Origin of the sequence: Williamsia muralis, assembly GCF_051487485.1 — a bacterium.
Taxonomy (GTDB): domain Bacteria; phylum Actinomycetota; class Actinomycetes; order Mycobacteriales; family Mycobacteriaceae; genus Williamsia; species Williamsia muralis_B.
Window position 1 is genome coordinate 88,082 of record NZ_JAHVCV010000001.1, and the last position, 18,874, is coordinate 106,955.

Genomic DNA, 18,874 nt, shown 5'->3' on the forward strand with positions numbered 1-18,874 from the left:
ACCATGACCGACGACGTCGAGAAACGCTGGAATGACCCGACGGCCTACCGGGCGGCTGTGCTCTACGACCTGGCGGTGATCGCCGCGGCATTCGGCTGGCTGATCATCTACCTTGTGATCGACCCCAGCAGTTCGGTCTGGGCGATCGGAGTCCCGGCGATATTGCTGTTGGGCGGACTGGGGGCGTTCTTTCAGACGTACCGCGTGTGGAAACGCGGTGGCGGCTGGCCGGTATGGCAGGGCGCCGGATGGTTCCTGTTTGTCCTGATGCTGCTGACCCTGAGCTTGCCCGTCATCGCCGATTGATATTTGCTCTGTTGAGTTCTCACACCTGTGCCCCCGGCCAAAAGGTCAGGGGCACAAGCGTGTTTGCGTTATTTCGAGGTTGTCATGACATTCGCCCACCAGTCGTTCAACGGACTGGGCTCGGGCCAGATCACGGTTTCATCCAACTCCACAGCATCACCCCTCTTTCGCGGTTGACCAATTGTGATGTCAGTCAGTGGTTCTCAGGACGAACTCGTCTCGATCGACTTCTGCGAATCCGTATGGTTGATCGAGATGCGGCGAGGCTTGGCCTTCTCGGCAACCGGGATGGTCACCGACAACACACCGTTCTCATAGCTCGCCGTGATGCCCGCCGCGTCGATTCCGTCGCCCAGCGTCAGCTGGCGCCGATACGTTCCGTAGAACCGCTCACTCGACATCCACTGGACGGAGTCTTCCGACCGGGCCGTCCGATGGGCGGTGAGGGTCAGCGTGCCATTGTCCACGCTTACGTCCACCGAGCCCGGGTCCACGCCCGGCAGGTCGGCGGTGAGAACGTAATGGTCCTCGACCTTGTAGAGGTCCATCGGCATGAACCTCGGCGTTCGAGATGACCCCACCGCCTGGCCGGTCAACAGTCCCCGCGCCAACGTGTCCACATCACTGAAAGGATCAAACCGAAGCACAGCAACCCACCTCCTGCTCGACACTTCGGCCCGCCACCCTGGCGGGCAGCCAATCACTGTGCACTACATTTTTAGCACTCATCAGCGGTGAGTGCCAAGTACTTTTTTCGACGAGTTGTGCACTCGCACACCACCTCCCGGTCGACGACGGTCAGCCCGTCGGGTCCCGCCACCACAGGTCGGTGGGGGCAACCGGAACGGTGCGCTTGTGCCTGGTCTTCACGAAGGCCTGCTCGATGGTCTTGGCGGCCTCGTCGGAGACCGCCTCTCCGGTCAGGTACGCATCGATCTCGCGGTAGGTGACACCCAGGGCCTCCTCGTCCGGGATGGCGGGCCGATCGTCTTCCAGATCGGCGGTCGGCACCTTGGTCCACAGACTGTCGGGCGCCCCCAGATGCTCCAGGAGTCGCGCGCCCTGCCCCTTCGTCAACCCCGAGAGGGGAACCACGTCTGCGCCGCCGTCGCCGTACTTGGTGAAGAATCCGGTCACCGCCTCGGCCGCGTGGTCGGTGCCCACGACGATGAGGTTCAACTGGCCGGCCACGGCGTACTGCACGATCATCCGCTCACGTGCCTTGACGTTGCCTCGGACCAGGTCGGTGAGTTCGTCGATGCCCAGCGCAGCGGCCGTGGCCTTGGCTGCGGCATCGGCGGTGTCCTTGATGTTCACGCTGATCGTGCGGCTCGGCTTGATGTAGTCGATGGCGGTGTCGACATCGGCCTGATCGGCCTGTACGCCGTACGGGAGCAAGACCGCCACGAACTCGGCCGATCCTCCCGACTGATTGATCCGGTCGACAGCCAGCTGGCACAGACGTCCGGCCAGCGAACTGTCCTGCCCACCACTGATACCCAGGACGAAACCGTTTGCTCCGGCGTTTTGCGCGTAGTCGACCAGGAACTGCACCCGGTTCTCGACCTCCGCGTCGACATCGATGTCGGCGCGGACGTTCAACTCGTTTCGGACTGTGTCTGCGAGGGAATACATAACTTCACCGTAGCCGGGGTACACCGGTCCTGCGAACCGAATGGCAACTGTTGCACGATGTTTGCAGCAGCGATGCAGCGCGCCCGAAAAGAACGTGAGGACAACATGATTGCCGATCCCGACGACCGAGTGCCCACCGAGGACGAGGTGCAGGACCTGTGTGAGGAACTGGCGAAGCTGGCGGGCGAGCACCACCTGAACATCGCGACTGCAGAATCCCTCACCGCCGGTAACCTCGCTTCGCAACTCGGCCGGGCGACGTCGTCGGGCGACTGGTACTGCGGGGGCGTGATCGCCTATCAGAAGGAGGTCAAGTACTCGCTGCTGAAGGTGCCCGAGGGTCCGGTTGTCAGCGAAGAGGCGGCTCTGGCGATGGCACGCAGCACAGCCGAGTTGATGGGCGCCAACCTCGCGGTTGCCGTCACCGGCGAGGCAGGACCCGAACCGCAAGAGGACAAAGAACCCGGGACGGTCTGGTTCGGCGTCTTCGATCACGGCTCGGTGGACGCCACCAAGCGCGTCTTCGAGGGCGACCCGCCCGACGTCCTGGCCGCGACAGTTGCTGCGTCGGTGCGCATACTCGTCGACCGGGCCAAGTCGTCTGGCGCGTAACCGCACGGTCGCGGCCTCCATGTTTTAGGTGCGGCGTCGATGGCTATCCCACGGCCATGTCTGAACTCAGTGCCCTTGCCCTGATCTGCAGCCTCAAGCCGTCACCTGCGCCATCGAGTACCGACTTGCTTGCCGGACAGGTGCTCGCCGAGCTCGGAACCCATGGGGTGTCCGGCTCGAAGATCCGCGTGGTCGACCACGACGTGAGGCCCGGGGTGGAAGGCGACATGGGCGACGGCGACGAGTGGCCGGTCATCCGAGAAGCGATCCGGAAAGCCGACATCCTCGTGGTGGCCACTCCGACCTGGGTCGGCCACATGTCGAGTGTCGCCCAACGTGTTCTCGAGCGCCTGGACGCAGAGTTGTCGGAAACCGACGATCAGGGACGGCCTGCAATGGTGGGCAAGGTCGCGGTGACGGCGGTGGTCGGCAACGAGGACGGCGCACACAAGATCACAGCAGATCTCTTCCAGGGGCTGAACGACATCGGTTTCACGATTCCGGCTCAGGGCGGAACCTATTGGAACGGTGAGGCGATGCAGGGAACGGACTACAACGAGCTCGACGAGACACCTGAGCCCGTGGCCACCACCACTGCCGCCGTGGCGAGGAACGCGGCACATCTGGCCGCGCAGTTGCGGTCGACCCAGTACCCGCCCTACTGATCTCCCCCCGCCACATGGCTTTGAGGAATCAGCGGGTGTACCGCAGATAGAGAAAATCGTTGTGCGAGAGCACGTGTGCCAGTTTCATCCGTCGAGGTCCACCCAAAGTGGTCTTCGACTGGGCCGATCCGCCCTGTCCGCCGGCAATCATAGGCGACACGGTCACACACATCTCGTCGATGAGGTCGTGCTCTGCCAGGGCCTGCAGCAACGACGGCCCACCTTCACACAGAATCCGCTGAAATCCACGCCCCCGCAGAGCATCTATTGCCTGTGGTAGATCGACACGGTCGTGGCCGGCGACGATCGTCTCGTGAGCGTCATCAGGATCGACCGCCTCGGCGGCCACTGCGGTTGTGATGATCAACGGTCTAGGCTCGACACCGAACAGCCTGGATTCCTTCGGCAGTCCCCCTCGGGTGGTGACCACCGCAACCGGTGGCGGGCCGGTGAGACCCAGCGTGGCCTGGCGGAGCCGTATCTGCCTCTCCGTCAGGATCACTCGCCCATACGCCTCCGCACGGACCGTTCCCGCTCCGACGAGCAACACATCGGCGAACGCGCGCAGATCCAGGAGCAATTGGTGGTCGGTCGGGTCGGAGATCGCGGCGACGCGGCCGTCGAATGCCGCCTCGTTGTCCAGCGTGTTCACCATATTGACGCGCACACCGTCCGGCGGATCTCTGTAGAAGTCGATCGGCGCCACCGTGTCTGCCGCGGTCAGCACGGTCACCTCTGTCTCACTCATGGCGCGAAACCGACCGGCTCGTCATGTATACGGTTTGCGGGCCGTCTCCGGGTCGCCGTAGGTGATCGCGCGTTCACGCCTCGATCCGGTCGCCAGTGTGGCTGCCCAGTTCAGCAGAGTGCCGGTGCGATTGCGCGCGCCGGAGAGGAACGCGATGTGGATGACGCCCCACGACAGCCATCCCGCCATACCCGACATGTGCAGGGGTCCGGCTTGGACCAACGCGTGATGCCGGGCGATGTACGCCGCGTTGCCCAGGTCTCGATACTTGAACGGCCGCCTCTTGTCGGTCTTGCCTTCCACCGCAGCGGCGATGACCGCGCCGGCGTGCCGCCCACCCTGCATCGCGACCTCGGCGACACCGGGAAGTTTGTTGCGCGACATCATGTCTCCGACAACAAACACATTCGGATGCCCCGGAACGGACAGGTCGGCCTCGACCGCGATGCGCCCGGACCGGTCTTGCTCGGCACCCAAGGCGGTGGCCAGCGTCCGTGCGAAAGGAACCGCTTCCACGCCTGCCGTCCACAACACCGTCCGGGTGTCGAACCGGGTCTTGGTCTTCGGTTCGGCCTTCGTGGTGATCTCCACGTCCGTGGCGGTCACGTCGGTGACGTGCACACCGAGGTGGGTCTCGACCCCCACCTTGTCGAGTGTGCGCAGCGCGCTGTCGCTCAGCTTGCTGTCGAACGACTCCAGAACACGCTGGCCACCGTGCAGGAGCAGCACCCGCGCCTCACCCGGGTCGATCGACCGGAACTCGTGTGTCAGTGCGCGCGTGGCCAATTCGCGGATCTGTCCGGCGAGCTCGACACCGGTGGGCCCACCGCCCGCGACAGCGAAGGTCAGCCAGGGCTGGCGTTCTTCCGGTGTGGGCAGCGATTCGGCCATCTCGAAGGCGGCCACCAGCTTTCGACGGATGGTCAGTGCATCGTCGAGGGTCTTCATGCCCGGCGCCCACTGGATGTACTCCTCGTGACCGTGGTACGCCTGCTGCATTCCTGCAGCCACCACGAGGTAGTCGTATTTCAGCTCGAAAGTCGATCCGTCGAAGCGGCTCGCTGTGAGCACTCGCGCCTCGGTGTCGATGGCGTTCGCCTCACCGAGCGCAACGTGCGCGTTGTCCTGATTGCGCAGCAGGTGCCGCAGAGGACTTGCGATGGATCCTTCCGACAACAGGCCGGTTGCGCACTGGTACAGCAGCGGCTGGAACACGTGACTGGTGCCGCGCTCGACAACGGTCACCGCGACATCGGCGCGCTTGAGGCGCTTCGCCGCGTAGAGACCTCCGAATCCTCCACCCACGATCAACACATGGGGCCGGCCGGGTGCAGTCATTCGGTGTCAACTCCTTTCGCTGCAAGACGGCGCAGCGATACCCGCTTGTTCACAACTCGAATCATGTTATGCGGTTCGGGTCATGACCGGGCCTGACTCAGGCCGCGCGCGGCGTCACGTCAGATAGCCGCCACCGCGTGGGAAGAAGTCTTTACCCGCATGCTCCACACCGTCTTCGGTCCGCAGTCGTTCCACGACCAGTCCGTGGTTCTTTCCGCGGTATGCGTCGGCTCCGGCCACAATCACCATGCCGTCTCCCTCGTGGATGAACACCCGGCCGGGGGTGCCGCCGTAGATGCCTTCGGAGACGGAGGCCTTGGTGATCCGGATGCGCTCGCCACGGAAGTGGGTGAAGGCGTTGGGGTAGGGATCCGATTGGGCGCGGACGAGCCGATCGATGTCCTCGGCGGGCCAGTTCCAGTTGATCTGACTGTCGATGTCCGCGCGCTTGTGGAAGAAGGTGCGGTCGGCGAGATTCTGCGGCTTCCAGACGGCTTTGCCAGACTCGATGAGGTCGAGGGCCTCGATCAGGACCTCTGGGATGATGTCGATGGTTGCGCGCACGAGATCGGTGGCCGTGTCACGAGGCCCGATCGGTACGGCCCGTTGCACCACGACATCGCCGGTGTCGAGGTCGTCGTCCATGCGGTGGGCGGTCAGGCCCACCTCCTTCTCCCCGCTGATCAGCGCCCAGATGACCGGCGAGAAACCGGTGAACTTGGGGAGCAACGAGTCGTGCAGGTTCAGGGTGCCGTGCGGCGGTAGATCGAAGAGTTCACGTGGTAGCCAGGTGCGCCAGTTGTTCGCGACGATGATGTCGGGCTCGGCGTGCTTGACCTGCTCGATCAGTTCGCTGTCGGGTCGTTGCGCGAGGTGGACGGGGATGTTGTTGGCCCGTGCCAGTTCCTCGACCGAGTCCGACCAGATGGACTCGTACGAGTGCTCACTCGGCGGGTGGCTGACGGCCAGAACCACCTCGTGATCCGACTCGATGAGTGCTTCGAGAGTCTTGTGTCCCCAGGTCTGATAGCCGAAGGTCGCTACTCGCATGAAACTGGCCTCTTCAGTCGTCGGAAGTACGTGGCGCCCGCGAGTGCACCACAAATGTGCGTTCAGCTTGACCGACAGAGATAGGTTATGCAAACCTACATTCACCATTGAAGTTAGTGCAGCATTCCCTAAACTCACCCAGCGATGCAACGGGGCCTCGCCGAGTGGGTCAGCGCGCTCCGGACAGAAGAGATCCTCAGGTGGATTCCGCACATACCTTGACCGGGAACCCCACCCCCTCGGCGCCTACCCCGACAACTCAGGCTGCCGGATCGGCACCGTTTCCGCTGACCGCGGCCCAACGCGGTATCTGGTTCGCCCAGCACCTGACGCCCCAGACGCCCATCGTCATCGCGAACTATGCGGAGATCCACGGCCCACTCGACATTGACCTGCTCGATGACGTGGTCCGCGCCTGCATGCACGAGATCGACTGCGGGATGCTCCGCCTCGTCGAAATCGACGGTGAGCCGTTCCAGGTGGTCGACCAGACCCTCTCGGATCGATTCGAACGCATCGACCTGCGCGGCGAAGACGACCCCGAACTGGCCGCGCAGGAATGGATTCACGCGAACTACTCGGCGCCGATCGATCTGCTCTCCGACCGGCTGATCAAGGGTGCGGTGCTCCGCGTCGGCGACGAGCACTACCTCTGGTACTCCTGCATCCACCACATCGTCATCGATGGCTACGGCGCCATCCTGTTCATCAATCGTGCCGCCGAGATGTACACCGCAAAGCTGGCCGGACGCGAGGCCGACACCCAGGCCGTCCCTCCGCTGCAGGCGCTGATCACCACCGAGAACGACTACCGGTCGTCCAGCCGTTTCCAGCGCGACCGCGACTACTGGCTGGCCAAGGCCGCCAATCTCCCCGAGCCGCAGTCGTTGTCGCCGTCCGAATCCGCGCCCGACGTCACGCCACGGCGAGTCGGCGAGCTCCTCTCGACCGAGGTGACCCGGCAACTCGAGGCCGCTTCAACGAGATTGAAGACCTTCGAGACCCCGCTCTTGATCGCAACCCTCGCCGTCTACATCGCCCGGATCACCGGTTCGACGGACGTGGTCCTGAGCCTTCCGGTGTCGGGCCGGACCAACGCGGTGCTTCGCAAGTCGGGCGGGATGGTGTCCAACATCGTGCCCATCCGCGCGTCGATCACGCCGACAACGACAGTCGGCGACCTCGTCTCGCACATCCAGCTCGAACTCACCGGGGCCTTGCGCCATCAGCGCTACCGGGCCGAGGATCTGCGACGCGATCTCGGTGCAGGCGAGGACTCGCGCGGCTTCTACGGGCCGGTCATCAACATCATGAACTTCCCGTCGGACATCCGTCTGGGGCCGGTCACCGGGCGGTTCCAGATCCTGTCGACCGGGCCGGTCCACGACCTGTCGGTGAATCTCTACCCGAGTGCCGACGGCAACACCCGCGTCGACTTCGAGGCCAACCGGCACGCTTACGAGAGCGATGAGCTGCGCGCGCACCACCACCGGTTCGTCACACTCCTGCAGGCGATGGCCACAGCCCCACCCGACGCCGCGGTCGGCGGCTTCGATGTCTTGACAGCCGACGATCGCCGCACGCTTGTGCCATCTCGTGGCCCGGCGGCTGTGCCCCGGGCAACGCTGAACGAAATGACAAGGGCCGCAGTGCGGGCCGACCCGGATGCCGTCGCCTTGGAGATGCACACGACGCATACGTACCGCCAAGTGGACGCCTGGTCCGATCAGCTGGCCCGAGAGCTCCGCGATGCCGGCGCATCCACCGAGCAATTTGTTGCCATCGCCCTGCCCCGGTCACTGGACTCCGTACGCAGCGTGTGGGCGGTTGCCAAGACCGGAGCGGCGTTTGTCCCGGTGGATCCGCACTATCCGGCCGACCGCATCGCACACATGCTCACCGACTCGGGGGCCCGGCTGGGCATCACCACCAGCGACGTGAGGCCGCAGCTTCCCGACACCGTGCAGTGGCTGGTGATCGACGAACTGGGGATCGACAGCGAGGTAACCGCGTCGACGACCGGCGCGACGGAAGTCGAAGTCTCGCTGGACCATCCGGCGTACATGATCTACACCTCTGGCTCCACAGGAACGCCCAAAGGTGTTGTCATCACCCACCGGGGACTGGCCAACCTCGCCGCCGAAAGAAAACACAACTACCTCGTCGAACCGCACTCGAGGTTCCTCCACAACACCTCACCCAGCTTCGACATGGCCATCGGCGAACAAATCGCCGCACTCTCCGCAGGCGCCACCCTTGTCATCTCACCCCCGGACCTGAGCCCATCGGAGCTCACCGATTGGATTGTCGGCAAACGGGTCTCCCACGCGTTGATCACCCCGACCATGCTGTCGGCGCTCGATCCGGACGCGCTGGTCACGCTCGAGGTGCTCGGCGTCGGCGGCGAGGCGGTCACCGGCGACCTGGTGGACCGTTGGGCCGTCGGACGGCAGATGCGCAATGGATACGGACCGACCGAGGCCACCGACATCGCCACCGTCTCCATCCTGCGGGCAGGCAAACCGGTGTCGATCGGTACTGCCGTGCACGGTTTTGAGCTGTTGGTACTGAACGCCCGCCTGCAGCCTGTGCCTGCCGGTGTACCCGGCGAGCTGTATCTCGCCGGACCCGGCCTCGGCCGTGGATACCACCGTCGACATGCGTTGACCGCAGAACGGTTCGTAGCCAACCCATTCGGTAGCCCCGGCGATCGCATGTACCGGACCGGGGACGTCGTCAGCTGGGCTGCCGACCACCAGCTCCGCTATCACGGACGTGCCGACAGCCAGGTGAAGATTCGTGGGCATCGAATAGAACTGGGCGAGATCGACGCGGTGCTCCGGTCCTCTCCGGATGTCCGGCACGTACGGACAGCGGTGCGCCAACTCGCCGGCGGCCATCCGGCTTTGGTGTCGTATGTGGTGGGTGCGCCGCACTCGGCAGACCGCCTCCGTGAGTTCGCCGCGCGCAGGCTCCCCCGCCACATGCAACCGGCGGCAGTCGTGCTGATCGACGCGCTACCGCTTACGCCTACCGGCAAGCTGGACGAACGGGCATTACCTGTACCCGAACTCACCCGTCGTAGCGCCTACCGCGCGCCGGGTTCCGACGCCGAACGTGTTGTCGCAGCGGTGTTTGCCGAGGTGCTCAATATCGACCAGGAAGACGTGGGGGCTGACGACAGCTTCTTCGACCTTCACGGCAACTCACTGTCTGCGATGGGGGTGGTCTCCCGCATCAACGCAGAGTTGGGCTGCGGGTTGACCGTTCGCACGGTGTTCGAGAGCCCGACTGTGTCCGGCATCGCCGCGGCGGCGGCGGGAACCACCGGACAGGCAGCGCGTCCGCCTCTGCGGCGGAGTGATCGTCCCACCCGGTTGCCGTTGTCCCCGGCGCAGCAGCGCATGTGGATCCTCAACCAGTTCGACACTGCCGCTGCCACATACAATCTGCCGCTGGCCATCCGACTCACCGGAGAACTCGATACGAGTGCCCTCTTCGCAGCCGTCGATGACGTGATCCGCCGCCACGAGTCGCTGCGCACCACGTTCCCGAATGACGACGGCGGACCCAGGCAGGTGGTTCTGCCACCGACTGCGGTGTCGCTCGATCTGACCCCGCGACCGATCGAGGCCGACCACATCGCCGCGGCCGTGCTGGCGCTCGCCGGCGACGGTTTCGATGTCGCGGCGGGGGTCGCGATTCGAAGCCGATTATTTCGCAGCGCCGCCGACGACCACACGCTGGTACTGGTGATCCATCACATCCTCGCCGACGGGGTCTCCATGGGACCACTCGCTCGCGACGTGATGCTCGCCTACAACGCACGCACAGAGGGGCTTACGCCCAGCTGGCCCGAGTTGCCCGTCCAGTATGTGGATTTCACGCTGTGGCAACATCGTGTCCTCGGCTCGGAGAGCGATACCGATTCTGTTGCAGCACAGCAGGTCCGATACTGGCGACAAACACTCGACGGCCTGCCCGCGGTGCTCGATCTGCCCACCGACCGCCCACGGCCCGCCGTCGCCTCACACCGCGGCGCGTCCCTCGATTTCGAGATCAGCAGCTCGACCGGCGCCGCGCTGCGTGAACTCGCGCGACAGCGTGGTGCATCCATGTTCATGGTTGTTCACGCCGCACTGGCCACGCTCCTCGCAAGGCTGTCCGGTACCGGGGACATCGCGATCGGCACGCCGATCGCAGGGCGCGGCGAAGAACAACTCGACGACGTCATCGGCATGTTCGTGAACACGCTTGTCCTGCGGACACGGGTGGACCTCAATGCCGGTTTCACCGACCTTCTCACCCAGACCCGAGCCGTTGATCTCGGGGCGTACGCCCATGGTGATGTCGCATTCGAGCGTCTTGTCGACATCCTGCAACCGCCGCGTACCCAAGCGTATTCGCCGTTGTTCCAAGTGGTTCTGAACTTCGAACCCGGGCTACCGGGCAGCTTCGAGCTCCCGGGCCTCACTGTGACTCCCGTCCCCCTCGACCCAGGTATCGCCCAGTTCGAACTCGCGTTCTCCATCACCGAGCCGGCCCCCGGTGACGACTGCCTGCGCGGGTCGCTGCGCTACGCAACCGACATCTTCGATCGCCGCTCGGCACAAGACCTCGCCGACCGTCTGGTTCGGATTCTTGATGCGGTCGCCGTCGAGGCTGCCGCACCCCTGGCTGACCTGCCGCTGTTGACCGCCGAGGAGAACGCGAAGCTGGTGCCCGTACGCGGGCCGGCATCTGTTCCGGCAGCGTCGATGGCCGAATTGATCGGATCGGCCGTGCGGCAACGCCCCGACGAAGCCGCGTTCATCTGGGATGGCCGTGCGCACACTTATCGAGAGGCCGACGCCTGGGCCGACAGCTACGCCCGAGTCCTGCGGGAACATGGCGCCGCACCAGAGCGTTTTGTCGCCATCGCTCTGCCCCGGTCTGCCGACTCGGTGCGCAGTATGTGGGCGGTTGCCAAGACCGGCGCGGCGTTTGTCCCGGTGGATCCGCATTACCCGGCCGACCGCATCGCACACATGCTCACCGACTCGGGCGCTCGGTTGGGCATCACCACCAGCAACTTGCGCTCGCAGCTTCCCGACACTGTCCAGTGGCTGGTGATCGACGAACAGCTCACCGCCCCCGGGCATGTGGTTCCATTCGAGCCGAAACCCCAGGTCTCGCTGGACCATCCGGCGTACATGATCTACACCTCCGGCTCCACAGGAACGCCCAAAGGTGTTGTCATCACCCACCGCGGACTGGCCAACCTCGCCGCCGAAAGAAAACACAACTACCTCGTCGAACCCCACTCGAAATTCCTCCACAACACCTCACCCAGCTTCGACATGGCCATCGGCGAACAAATCGCCGCACTCTCCGCAGGCGCCACCCTCGTCATCTCACCCCCGCACCTGTCACCGGCTTCGCTCGGTGACTTCATCCGGTCAGAGCGAGTGACCCACGCCCTGATGACACCCACCATGCTTGCCGCGCTCGCTTACGACGACCTCCCCGATGTCAGGGTGCTGGGGGTCGGCGGTGAGGCAGTGTCCGCAGCGCTTGTCGACCGGTGGGCTGCCGGCCGGCACATGCGCAACGGATACGGACCGACCGAAGCCACCGACATCGCCACCGTCGGCAATCTGCGGCCAGGCGAACCGGTCACCATCGGCGCTGCAGTGCACGGATTTACGCTGCTTGTGCTCGACGACCGCCTGAATCCGGTACCGGTTGGGGTGCCGGGCGAGCTCTATCTCGCCGGACCCGGCCTGGCTCGCGGCTACCACCGCAGATTCGGCCTGACAGCAAAACGGTTTGTCGCCAATCCATCCGGCGCGCCGGGCGATCGGATGTACCGCACCGGCGATGTGGTCGCCTGGACTGCAGATCTGGAACTGCGCTATCACGGTCGCACCGACAGCCAGGTCAAGATCCGCGGACACCGCATCGAACTCGACGAGATCAACGCAGTTCTGCTGAAACATCCGGCGGTCGGGCAAGCCGTCACTGTCGGCACCGCCACCCCCACCGGCGAGCCGGCCCTGGTTTCGTATGTGGTGCCGGCGACACACGCCAACCCACCGGACACCGAGCACCTCCTGGTGTTCGTCAGCGAGTTCCTTCCCCGGCACATGGTGCCTGCCGCAATCGTTGCGGTGGAAAGCATCCCGGTCACGCCGACCGGCAAACTCGACGAACCACGCCTGCCCGCGGCAGCTTTCGATTCGCGGACTCCGTACCGAGCTCCGAGCACACATACCGAAGTCGTCGTCGCGGCTGCCTTCGCTCGATCACTCGAACGACAGCAAGTCGGCGTGCACGACGACTTCTTTGCACTCGGCGGCAACTCCCTGTCGGCCATCGCCATGGTCGGCTCGATCGGCGAGCAACTCGGCAGACGAGTCCAGCTGCAGTGGTTGTTCGCCGACCCCACCCCGATGGCGTTGGCCCGACGGATCGATATGACCGATCCCGTTCAGGACGACGCCGCCCTCGACGTGGTGCTGCCGATCCGCCGCACCGGCTCGGCAGCACCGCTCTTCTGCATACACCCGATCATCGGATTGTCCTGGTGTTATCGACCTCTGGTGCAGCAACTGCCAGAGGATCGGCCGATCTACGGCATCCAGGTACCCGGGACCGACGACAGCGAGCCACCACGGTCCATAGAGGCGACGGCCGCACGCTACGTCGCGGAGATTCGCCGCATACAACCCGACGGCCCCTACCATCTGCTCGGCTGGTCGCTCGGCGGCGTCCTCGCGCATGCGATGGCTGTGCTGATCGAAGAACAGGGTGGCCAAGTGGCCGGCTTGGTGATGCTCGACAGCTTCGCAACACCACCGGTATCCGCAGGCGGCGAGTCCGTTCACGCGGGAGATCTGCTGGCGGGACTGGGTTTCGACGGTGCCGTACTGGAGCAACTGGGAGCGATGTCCGCGGATTCCCTCACCGACGTGCTCGCCGTGATCGAGGATCTGCCACACGGGGTCGAGCGTCATCAGGTTCAGCGTTTGGTCGACTTCGCCGAGCACAACAGCACACTGCTGCGGGAGCATTCACCGGGCATCTACACCGGAGACCTGCTCTTCGTCACCGCCGACGGTGATTCACCGGGGTCCACGGCTGCTGCCGACTCGTGGCTGTCGCATGTGAAAGGCGAGATCTCCACGCTTGCCATCCCGTTCACCCATTGGCAGATGTGCAGCCCCGCCGCGCTTCGTCTCACCGGCCCTTCCATCGCACGCCATCTCGCCCGCCGGTCCGACGTGACACTCGTCGGCGGAGAACACTGACATGAGGCCTCGGCACACCCGTTCCGGTGCAACCATTCTCCGCGACAGTGTGCGAAGTAATGTCCCACTGCTGTCCGGCGCAGCACTTCTGCTGTGCCTCCATCAGGCCTGTGAGGTTGCGGTCCCCGTTCTGATCGGTGTGATCATCGACCGGGCGGTGACCAACGGCGATCTTGGTTCCCTCGCCGCCGGAATCACCTGGCTCGCCGCGGTGTTCGTGGCCCTGACGATCTGCTATCGACTGGGCGCACGGCTCGCGATGCGTGCCGCCCTCGATCAGGCACATCGGCTGCGTGTCCAGGCCACGCGCCGCGTGCTCGACCGCGCAATGCTGGACACCGACCTGCGTAGCGGTGAACTGATGGCGGTGGCGGGCACCGATGCCGACGAAACCGGGGCACTGCTCCGGTATCTGCCGCAGGCGGCGGGTGCCCTGGCCGCCGTCGCGGTGTGCGGCGGTGCTCTGCTGGTCATCGACATCCCACTCGGACTGGCCGTGTTCGTCGGCGTGCCGGTGCTGTTGCTCGAATTGCAGCTCACCGCACCGGGTTTGACCCGGCAGATGATCACTCAGCAACAGGGCGTGGCCGAGACGTCGGGATCAGCGGCAGACCTCATCGCCGGCCTGAGACCGCTACGCGGTATCGGCGCAGAGGAAGCGGCCGCGGCGCGCTACCAGAAGTCGAGCCAGGATGCTCTGGTCGCCATGCGCCGCGCGGCGCGTGGGCAGGGCATGTTCATGGGGGCGGCCGCGGGAATCAGCGCGATCCTCGCCGTGGGCGTCGCCACCGCTGCCGGATGGTTCGCGCTCAGTGGCCGGATCAGCGTCGGCGAGCTCGTCACCGTGCTGGGGATCGCGCAGTTCTTCCTCGAGCCCCTCGCCGTGCTCTCGATGTTGCCAGGAAAGGTGTCGACCGCCCGCGCATCGGCCGAACGACTTGCGCTCATCTCAGACGCCGACGTGGTGAAGTCGCGGACGACCATGCCGCTCGGGCCTGGACCCCACGGCATCGAGTTTAGAGGCGTCGAGTACGGCAGCTTGCGCTGCCTCGACCTCATCGTGAAACCCGGTGAATGCGTGGGCATCGTCGCCACCAGTGCCCACGACGCCCAGGCGATTCTCGCCCTGATGTCCGGCGTTGCCACACCGTCGGCCGGGGGCGTCTGGGTGTCGGATGTGCCCGCCGAATGCACTGACACATCCGAACGGCCTCGGCCAATACTGGTCGCTCCGCACGCGACTGACCTCTTCACGGGATCCGTCATGGACAATCTCCGTGCCGGCGACGACAACCTCGACCCCACCGCGGTCGGCGAGGTGTTGCGGACGGTGGCGGGTGAAGACGTCGTCGCGGCCCACACAAACGGCCTCGATCACGTGGTCGCGGACCGTGGCTACTCGTTGTCGGGAGGGCAGCGACAGCGACTGGCACTTGTCCGCGCACTGCTCGCCGACCCCGCGGTCCTGGTCTTGCACGACCCGACCACTTCGATCGACGCCGTCACCGAACGCACTGTGGCGCATCATGTCCATCGTCTCCGGCACCAGCGACGAGCCGACCGCACCACTGTGGTGATCACCAGCAGCCCAACCCTGCTGTCGGTGATGGACCGTGTTGTGCTGGTCGACGGAGGCCGGGCCGAACGCGACGGCGCGCATGCCGATTTGACCGCCATGGACAACCGGTACCGCGAGGCGGTCCTGCGATGACTCCTCAGTTGCACGAGGACACTCGGGTCCTCCCGGTCGCTTCGGGGCGAGAGACCAGGTCGTGGCTCGCCGCTGCCCTGGCCCACCACCGCGCGGCGGTCGCCCGTGTCATCGCCGTATCCGCCCTTGCCGCAATCGCATCCGTGACTCCGGCGTTGGCGCTGGGAGTGCTGGTCGATCGTGTGGTCGCCGGTTCCGGTAGCTCCGTCCTGGTGTCCATCGCCGCAGTCGCCGCTGCCGCCGCGCTGGTCGGCGGAGTGGCTGCGGGACTCTCGGTCTACTCCGTGGCATCTCTGGGGGCCGGGTTGCTTGCCGACCTCCGTGAGAGCGTGATCCGGCGGGCGCTCCGCATGCCCACCCGGGTGATCGAGGACACCGGGCGGGGCGACCTGCTGTCGCGCGTCACCAACGACGTTGCGGCCGTGAGCAAAGCCGTGATCACCGTGCTGCCCACCGTGGTGATCGCGACCATCCTCACCGTGGTGAGTATCGCCACGATGGTGGGTCTCGATTGGCGCCTCGGTCTCGCGGGTGCTGTCGCATTGCCGCTCTACGGGCTGGCTCTGCACTGGTACCTGCCTCGGTCGTCCCCGCGCTACGCGGCCGAACGGCGTGCAGTCGGCGAGCGCTCCCAGGCCATGGTGGAAAGTTTCACCGGCCTTCGCACCGTGCACGCGTACGGACTCGAGGCATCGCAGGCGAGCATCGTCGAGACGAAGTCCGCTGCGGCCCGCGACATCTCCATCGCCGCGTTCACGGTGTTCACCCGGATGGTCGGCCGGGTCAACCGGGCCGAGTTCGTCGGTCTGGCAGCGGTTCTGGTGGTGGGCTTCATGCTCGTCGAGGATGGTGCCGTGTCGGTGGGCGCGACGACCGCCGCCGCGCTGCTGTTCCACCGCCTCTTCAATCCCATCGGCATGATCCTGTACAGCTTCGCCGACCTCCAGCTCGCAGCGGCCGGCCTGTCGCGGCTGATCGGCGTGGCAATCTCGACCGACGTCGATTCCGGCACCCAGACCGACAACACTCTGATCGGCGGGACGACGCCTCGGGGAGGCGCCGTCGAATTGCGCGCCGTTCATTTCGGCTACGACGCACGCCGCCCCGTTCTTCGCGGGATCGATCTACGCATCAAGGCGGGCACCCGAGTGGCGTTGATCGGAGCGAGCGGCGCCGGCAAGTCGACGCTGGCGGCCATGGTCGCCGGAAACCTCACCCCGACATCGGGATCGGTGATGATCGGCGGCGTCCCGTTGGATACGTTGCCTGCCGACGTCGTACGGGAACACGTGGCCACGGTCAGTCAAGAGGTCCATGTGTTCGCCGGACCACTGATCGACGATCTCCGTCTGGCCAGGCCGTCGGCCGGCACGGACGAGGTCACTGCTGCGCTCGACACCATCGGGGCACTTGAGTGGGTTCGCGATCTGCCCGATGGTCTGGAAACCGTTGTGGGCGAGGGCGGCCATCAGCTCACCGATGCGCAGGCTCAGCAGATAGCACTCGCCCGCCTGGTCCTGGTGGACCCGCCGATCGCCGTACTCGACGAGGCCACCGCCGAGGCGGGCAGTCTCGGCACGCGAGATCTGGAGCGCTCGGCCGCTGCTGCCACGGCCGGACGAACAACGTTGGTGGTGGCGCACCGGCTCAGTCAGGCGATGCAATGCGACGAGGTGGTCGTGCTCGATCGCGGCACGGTCATCGAACAGGGAACGCCGGCTCAACTGCTGGCATCTGAAGGACTTTTCGCCCGGATGTGGGCGGCATGGACGATCCAAGGACACGGAAGGGACGCGGAGCAATGAATGACCACAACACGGAGGTCGTCGACGTCCTCGGAATCGGTTTCGGTCCGTCGAACCTCGCACTCGCCATCGCAGTGGAGGAACTGAACTCCGGACTGGACCCAGAGAAGCGGATCACCGCCCGATTCGTGGAGGGCAAGGAGCAGTTCGGCTGGCACCCTGGAATGCTGTTGCCCCGCACGACGATGCAGGTGTCGTTCCTCAAAGACCTGGCGACACAGCGCAACGTTCGCAGCGAGTACACCTTCCTGAACTATCTCGCAGAGGTGAACAGGCTCACGGAGTTCGTCAACTTCCAGACCTTCTTCCCCACCCGTCACGAGTTCCACGACTACCTCGAATGGGCGGCTCGCAAAGTCGATGCCGACGTCTCGTACGGCACCCGCGCTGTGCTCATCGAGAACTCCGGAGAGTGCTTCGAGATCCACGTGGAAGGGCGGCACGCCGGCATCATCAGGGCCCGGAACATCGTCGTCGCAGCCGGTTTGGTGGCCAGGCTCCCCCTCGGGATCACGGCGTCGCAGCGGGTGTTCCACAACCACCAACTGCTCCCGCACCTCGCCGAGTTGCCCGAGCCCACCGCCGACAGTTTCCTGGTGATCGGCGCCGGCCAAAGCGCAGCCGAGGTCGCCGAGTACCTGCACACCAACTATCCCGGTGCGGAAGTACACGCGGTGTTCGCCAAGTACGGATACACGCCCGCCGACGACAGTCCGTACGCGAACCGGATCTTCGATCCCAACGCGGTCAACGACTTCCACTCGTCAGCTCCCGAGTTCCGGCGTCGGCTGCAGAACTATCACCGCAGCACCAACTACTCTGCGGTGGACCTCCCGCTCATCGAGGAGTTGTACGCCCGCGAATACGACGAACGGGTGCGCGGCCAACGCCGTCTGTTCGTCCACGGCGCCTCCGAGGTGACCCAGGTGGTCGAATCGAGCACCGGCGTGACGGTGACCGTTCGTCACGAGCCGACAGGCCTCACCGAGGACATCGTCTGCGATGCGGTGGTGTGCGCCACCGGTTTCGATCCGCTCGACCTCAAGGAGATCTTGGGAGATCTGACGGACAGCGTGGCGTACGACGCTGCCGGCCCTCAGGTCGCCCGCGATTACCGCCTGATCACCACCTCGCCCATGCCCGGGGGAATCTTCTTGCAGGGCGGAACCGAGCACACGCACGGCATCTCGTCGTCACTGCTGTCGAACATCGCCGTTCGCACCGGGGAGATCGTGAAGTCCGTGGCCCGCGATCGCAAAGGCGAGGCGGTGTCGACACTTTCGCGCGGAAGCCTCGGCTAGGTCTTATCAGCCAAGGGCCGGGCGGCTACCGCCTCGACCTCGAACAGGATGTCCGGCATTGCAAGTCCCGCAACTCCGATGACCGTTTGCGTGGGCGGTGCGACGCCACTGCCCTGCACTGCCTGGCCGATCACACCGAGTTTCTCGAAGTCAGGATCCACCACATAGGTCCTGAGTTGGACAACGTCGCCGAGGTCGAGCCCGTGGGCGGCGAGGGCGACCCCGAGGTTGTTGAACGCCTGCTGCACCTGTCCGGCGAAGTCTGGCGAGGTGACCATGCCGTCCAGGCCCGATCCGTATTGGCCCGCGACGAACACCAACTCTGCGCCGGACGGAACGCTCGCAGTGTGGCTGTACCCGAACGGAATCGGGTCATGTAACCCCTCGGGGTTGACGATGGTGTGGGACATGACT

13 protein-coding genes are annotated in these 18,874 nt (G+C 65.2%); 7 read left to right on the plus strand and 6 right to left on the minus strand.

Annotation, left to right across the window (positions count from 1 at the left end):
• Positions 1 to 3 precede the first annotated feature (3 nt).
• A complete protein-coding gene (locus tag KXR83_RS00475) occupies positions 4 to 306 on the plus strand; it encodes a hypothetical protein (RefSeq protein WP_437423098.1) in 303 nt (100 codons plus the stop codon).
• Between the two features lie 203 nt (positions 307 to 509).
• On the opposite strand, the gene KXR83_RS00480 is transcribed toward KXR83_RS00475, so the two are convergent.
• Both KXR83_RS00480 and nadE read right to left on the minus strand, forming a co-directional pair.
• Positions 510 to 953 carry an Hsp20/alpha crystallin family protein gene (locus KXR83_RS00480; protein WP_030166227.1) on the minus strand — a complete coding sequence of 148 codons (444 nt, stop codon included), beginning with the start codon at positions 951 to 953 and terminating at the stop codon, positions 510 to 512.
• Between the two features lie 151 nt (positions 954 to 1,104).
• Complete coding sequence (gene nadE, locus KXR83_RS00485; RefSeq protein WP_437423099.1) at positions 1,105 to 1,941, minus strand: ammonia-dependent NAD(+) synthetase; 837 nt, start codon at positions 1,939 to 1,941, stop codon at positions 1,105 to 1,107.
• Between the two features lie 57 nt (positions 1,942 to 1,998).
• Between nadE and KXR83_RS00490 the strand changes: the two genes are divergently transcribed.
• Together KXR83_RS00490 and KXR83_RS00495 are read left to right on the plus strand one after the other, a co-directional pair.
• Entirely contained in the window at positions 1,999 to 2,553 is a 555-nt protein-coding gene (locus tag KXR83_RS00490) for a CinA family protein (RefSeq protein WP_437423100.1), read from the plus strand.
• A 56-nt stretch (positions 2,554 to 2,609) separates the two neighbouring features.
• A complete protein-coding gene (locus KXR83_RS00495) occupies positions 2,610 to 3,218 on the plus strand; it encodes a flavodoxin family protein (RefSeq protein ID WP_437423101.1) in 609 nt (202 codons plus the stop codon).
• Between the two features lie 28 nt (positions 3,219 to 3,246).
• Here the strand turns inward: KXR83_RS00495 and KXR83_RS00500 are convergent, their stop codons facing one another.
• The 3 genes from KXR83_RS00500 to KXR83_RS00510 all read right to left on the minus strand — a co-directional run bounded on the left by KXR83_RS00500 (position 3,247) and on the right by KXR83_RS00510 (position 6,354).
• Positions 3,247 to 3,966 (minus strand): pyrimidine reductase family protein, encoded by a 720-nt coding sequence (locus KXR83_RS00500; RefSeq protein WP_437423102.1) that lies wholly within the window; start codon positions 3,964 to 3,966, stop codon positions 3,247 to 3,249.
• Positions 3,967 to 3,987: 21 nt separating this feature from the next.
• Positions 3,988 to 5,304 carry an NAD(P)/FAD-dependent oxidoreductase gene (locus KXR83_RS00505; protein ID WP_437423103.1) on the minus strand — a complete coding sequence of 439 codons (1,317 nt, stop codon included), beginning with the start codon at positions 5,302 to 5,304 and terminating at the stop codon, positions 3,988 to 3,990.
• Positions 5,305 to 5,418: 114 nt separating this feature from the next.
• The gene (locus KXR83_RS00510; protein ID WP_437423104.1) at positions 5,419 to 6,354 is read right to left on the minus strand and encodes a methionyl-tRNA formyltransferase; all 936 of its coding nucleotides are present in this window, start codon (positions 6,352 to 6,354) and stop codon (positions 5,419 to 5,421) included.
• Positions 6,355 to 6,554: 200 nt separating this feature from the next.
• On the opposite strand from KXR83_RS00510, the gene KXR83_RS00515 reads away from it, so the two are divergent.
• From KXR83_RS00515 to KXR83_RS00530, 4 genes are read left to right on the plus strand one after another with little or no spacing between them, the layout of a single operon-like run.
• Entirely contained in the window at positions 6,555 to 13,643 is a 7,089-nt protein-coding gene (locus KXR83_RS00515) for an amino acid adenylation domain-containing protein (protein WP_437423105.1), read from the plus strand.
• 49 nt (positions 13,644 to 13,692) lie between these two features.
• Entirely contained in the window at positions 13,693 to 15,354 is a 1,662-nt protein-coding gene (locus KXR83_RS00520) for an ABC transporter ATP-binding protein (protein WP_437423106.1), read from the plus strand.
• The gene (locus KXR83_RS00525; RefSeq protein WP_437423107.1) at positions 15,351 to 17,159 is read left to right on the plus strand and encodes an ABC transporter ATP-binding protein; all 1,809 of its coding nucleotides are present in this window, start codon (positions 15,351 to 15,353) and stop codon (positions 17,157 to 17,159) included. The genes KXR83_RS00520 and KXR83_RS00525 overlap by 4 nt, the downstream gene beginning before the upstream one ends.
• Positions 17,156 to 18,460: a lysine N(6)-hydroxylase/L-ornithine N(5)-oxygenase family protein gene (locus tag KXR83_RS00530; protein ID WP_437423108.1), complete on the plus strand. Its 1,305-nt coding sequence runs from the start codon at positions 17,156 to 17,158 to the stop codon at positions 18,458 to 18,460. Before KXR83_RS00525 ends, KXR83_RS00530 begins: the two co-directional genes overlap by 4 nt.
• Here the strand turns inward: KXR83_RS00530 and KXR83_RS00535 are convergent.
• On the minus strand, positions 18,457 to 18,870 hold the full coding sequence (locus tag KXR83_RS00535) for a RidA family protein (protein ID WP_437423109.1): 414 nt from the start codon (positions 18,868 to 18,870) through the stop codon (positions 18,457 to 18,459). The two genes, KXR83_RS00530 and KXR83_RS00535, sit on opposite strands and share 4 nt — an antisense overlap.
• Positions 18,871 to 18,874 lie beyond the last annotated feature (4 nt).

What these genes read in the sequence shown, in the direction of transcription:
- KXR83_RS00475 (WP_437423098.1), top strand. Translation starts at nt 4, where the DNA reads ATGACCGACGACGTCGAGAAACGCTGGAATGACCCGACGGCCTACCGG.
- nadE (WP_437423099.1), bottom strand. Translation starts at nt 1,941, where the DNA reads ATGTATTCCCTCGCAGACACAGTCCGAAACGAGTTGAACGTCCGCGCC.
- KXR83_RS00490 (WP_437423100.1), top strand. Translation starts at nt 1,999, where the DNA reads ATGTTTGCAGCAGCGATGCAGCGCGCCCGAAAAGAACGTGAGGACAAC.
- KXR83_RS00495 (WP_437423101.1), top strand. Translation starts at nt 2,610, where the DNA reads ATGTCTGAACTCAGTGCCCTTGCCCTGATCTGCAGCCTCAAGCCGTCA.
- KXR83_RS00500 (WP_437423102.1), bottom strand. Translation starts at nt 3,966, where the DNA reads ATGAGTGAGACAGAGGTGACCGTGCTGACCGCGGCAGACACGGTGGCG.
- KXR83_RS00505 (WP_437423103.1), bottom strand. Translation starts at nt 5,304, where the DNA reads ATGACTGCACCCGGCCGGCCCCATGTGTTGATCGTGGGTGGAGGATTC.
- KXR83_RS00510 (WP_437423104.1), bottom strand. Translation starts at nt 6,354, where the DNA reads ATGCGAGTAGCGACCTTCGGCTATCAGACCTGGGGACACAAGACTCTC.
- KXR83_RS00525 (WP_437423107.1), top strand. Translation starts at nt 15,351, where the DNA reads ATGACTCCTCAGTTGCACGAGGACACTCGGGTCCTCCCGGTCGCTTCG.
- KXR83_RS00530 (WP_437423108.1), top strand. Translation starts at nt 17,156, where the DNA reads ATGAATGACCACAACACGGAGGTCGTCGACGTCCTCGGAATCGGTTTC.
- KXR83_RS00535 (WP_437423109.1), bottom strand. Translation starts at nt 18,870, where the DNA reads ATGTCCCACACCATCGTCAACCCCGAGGGGTTACATGACCCGATTCCG.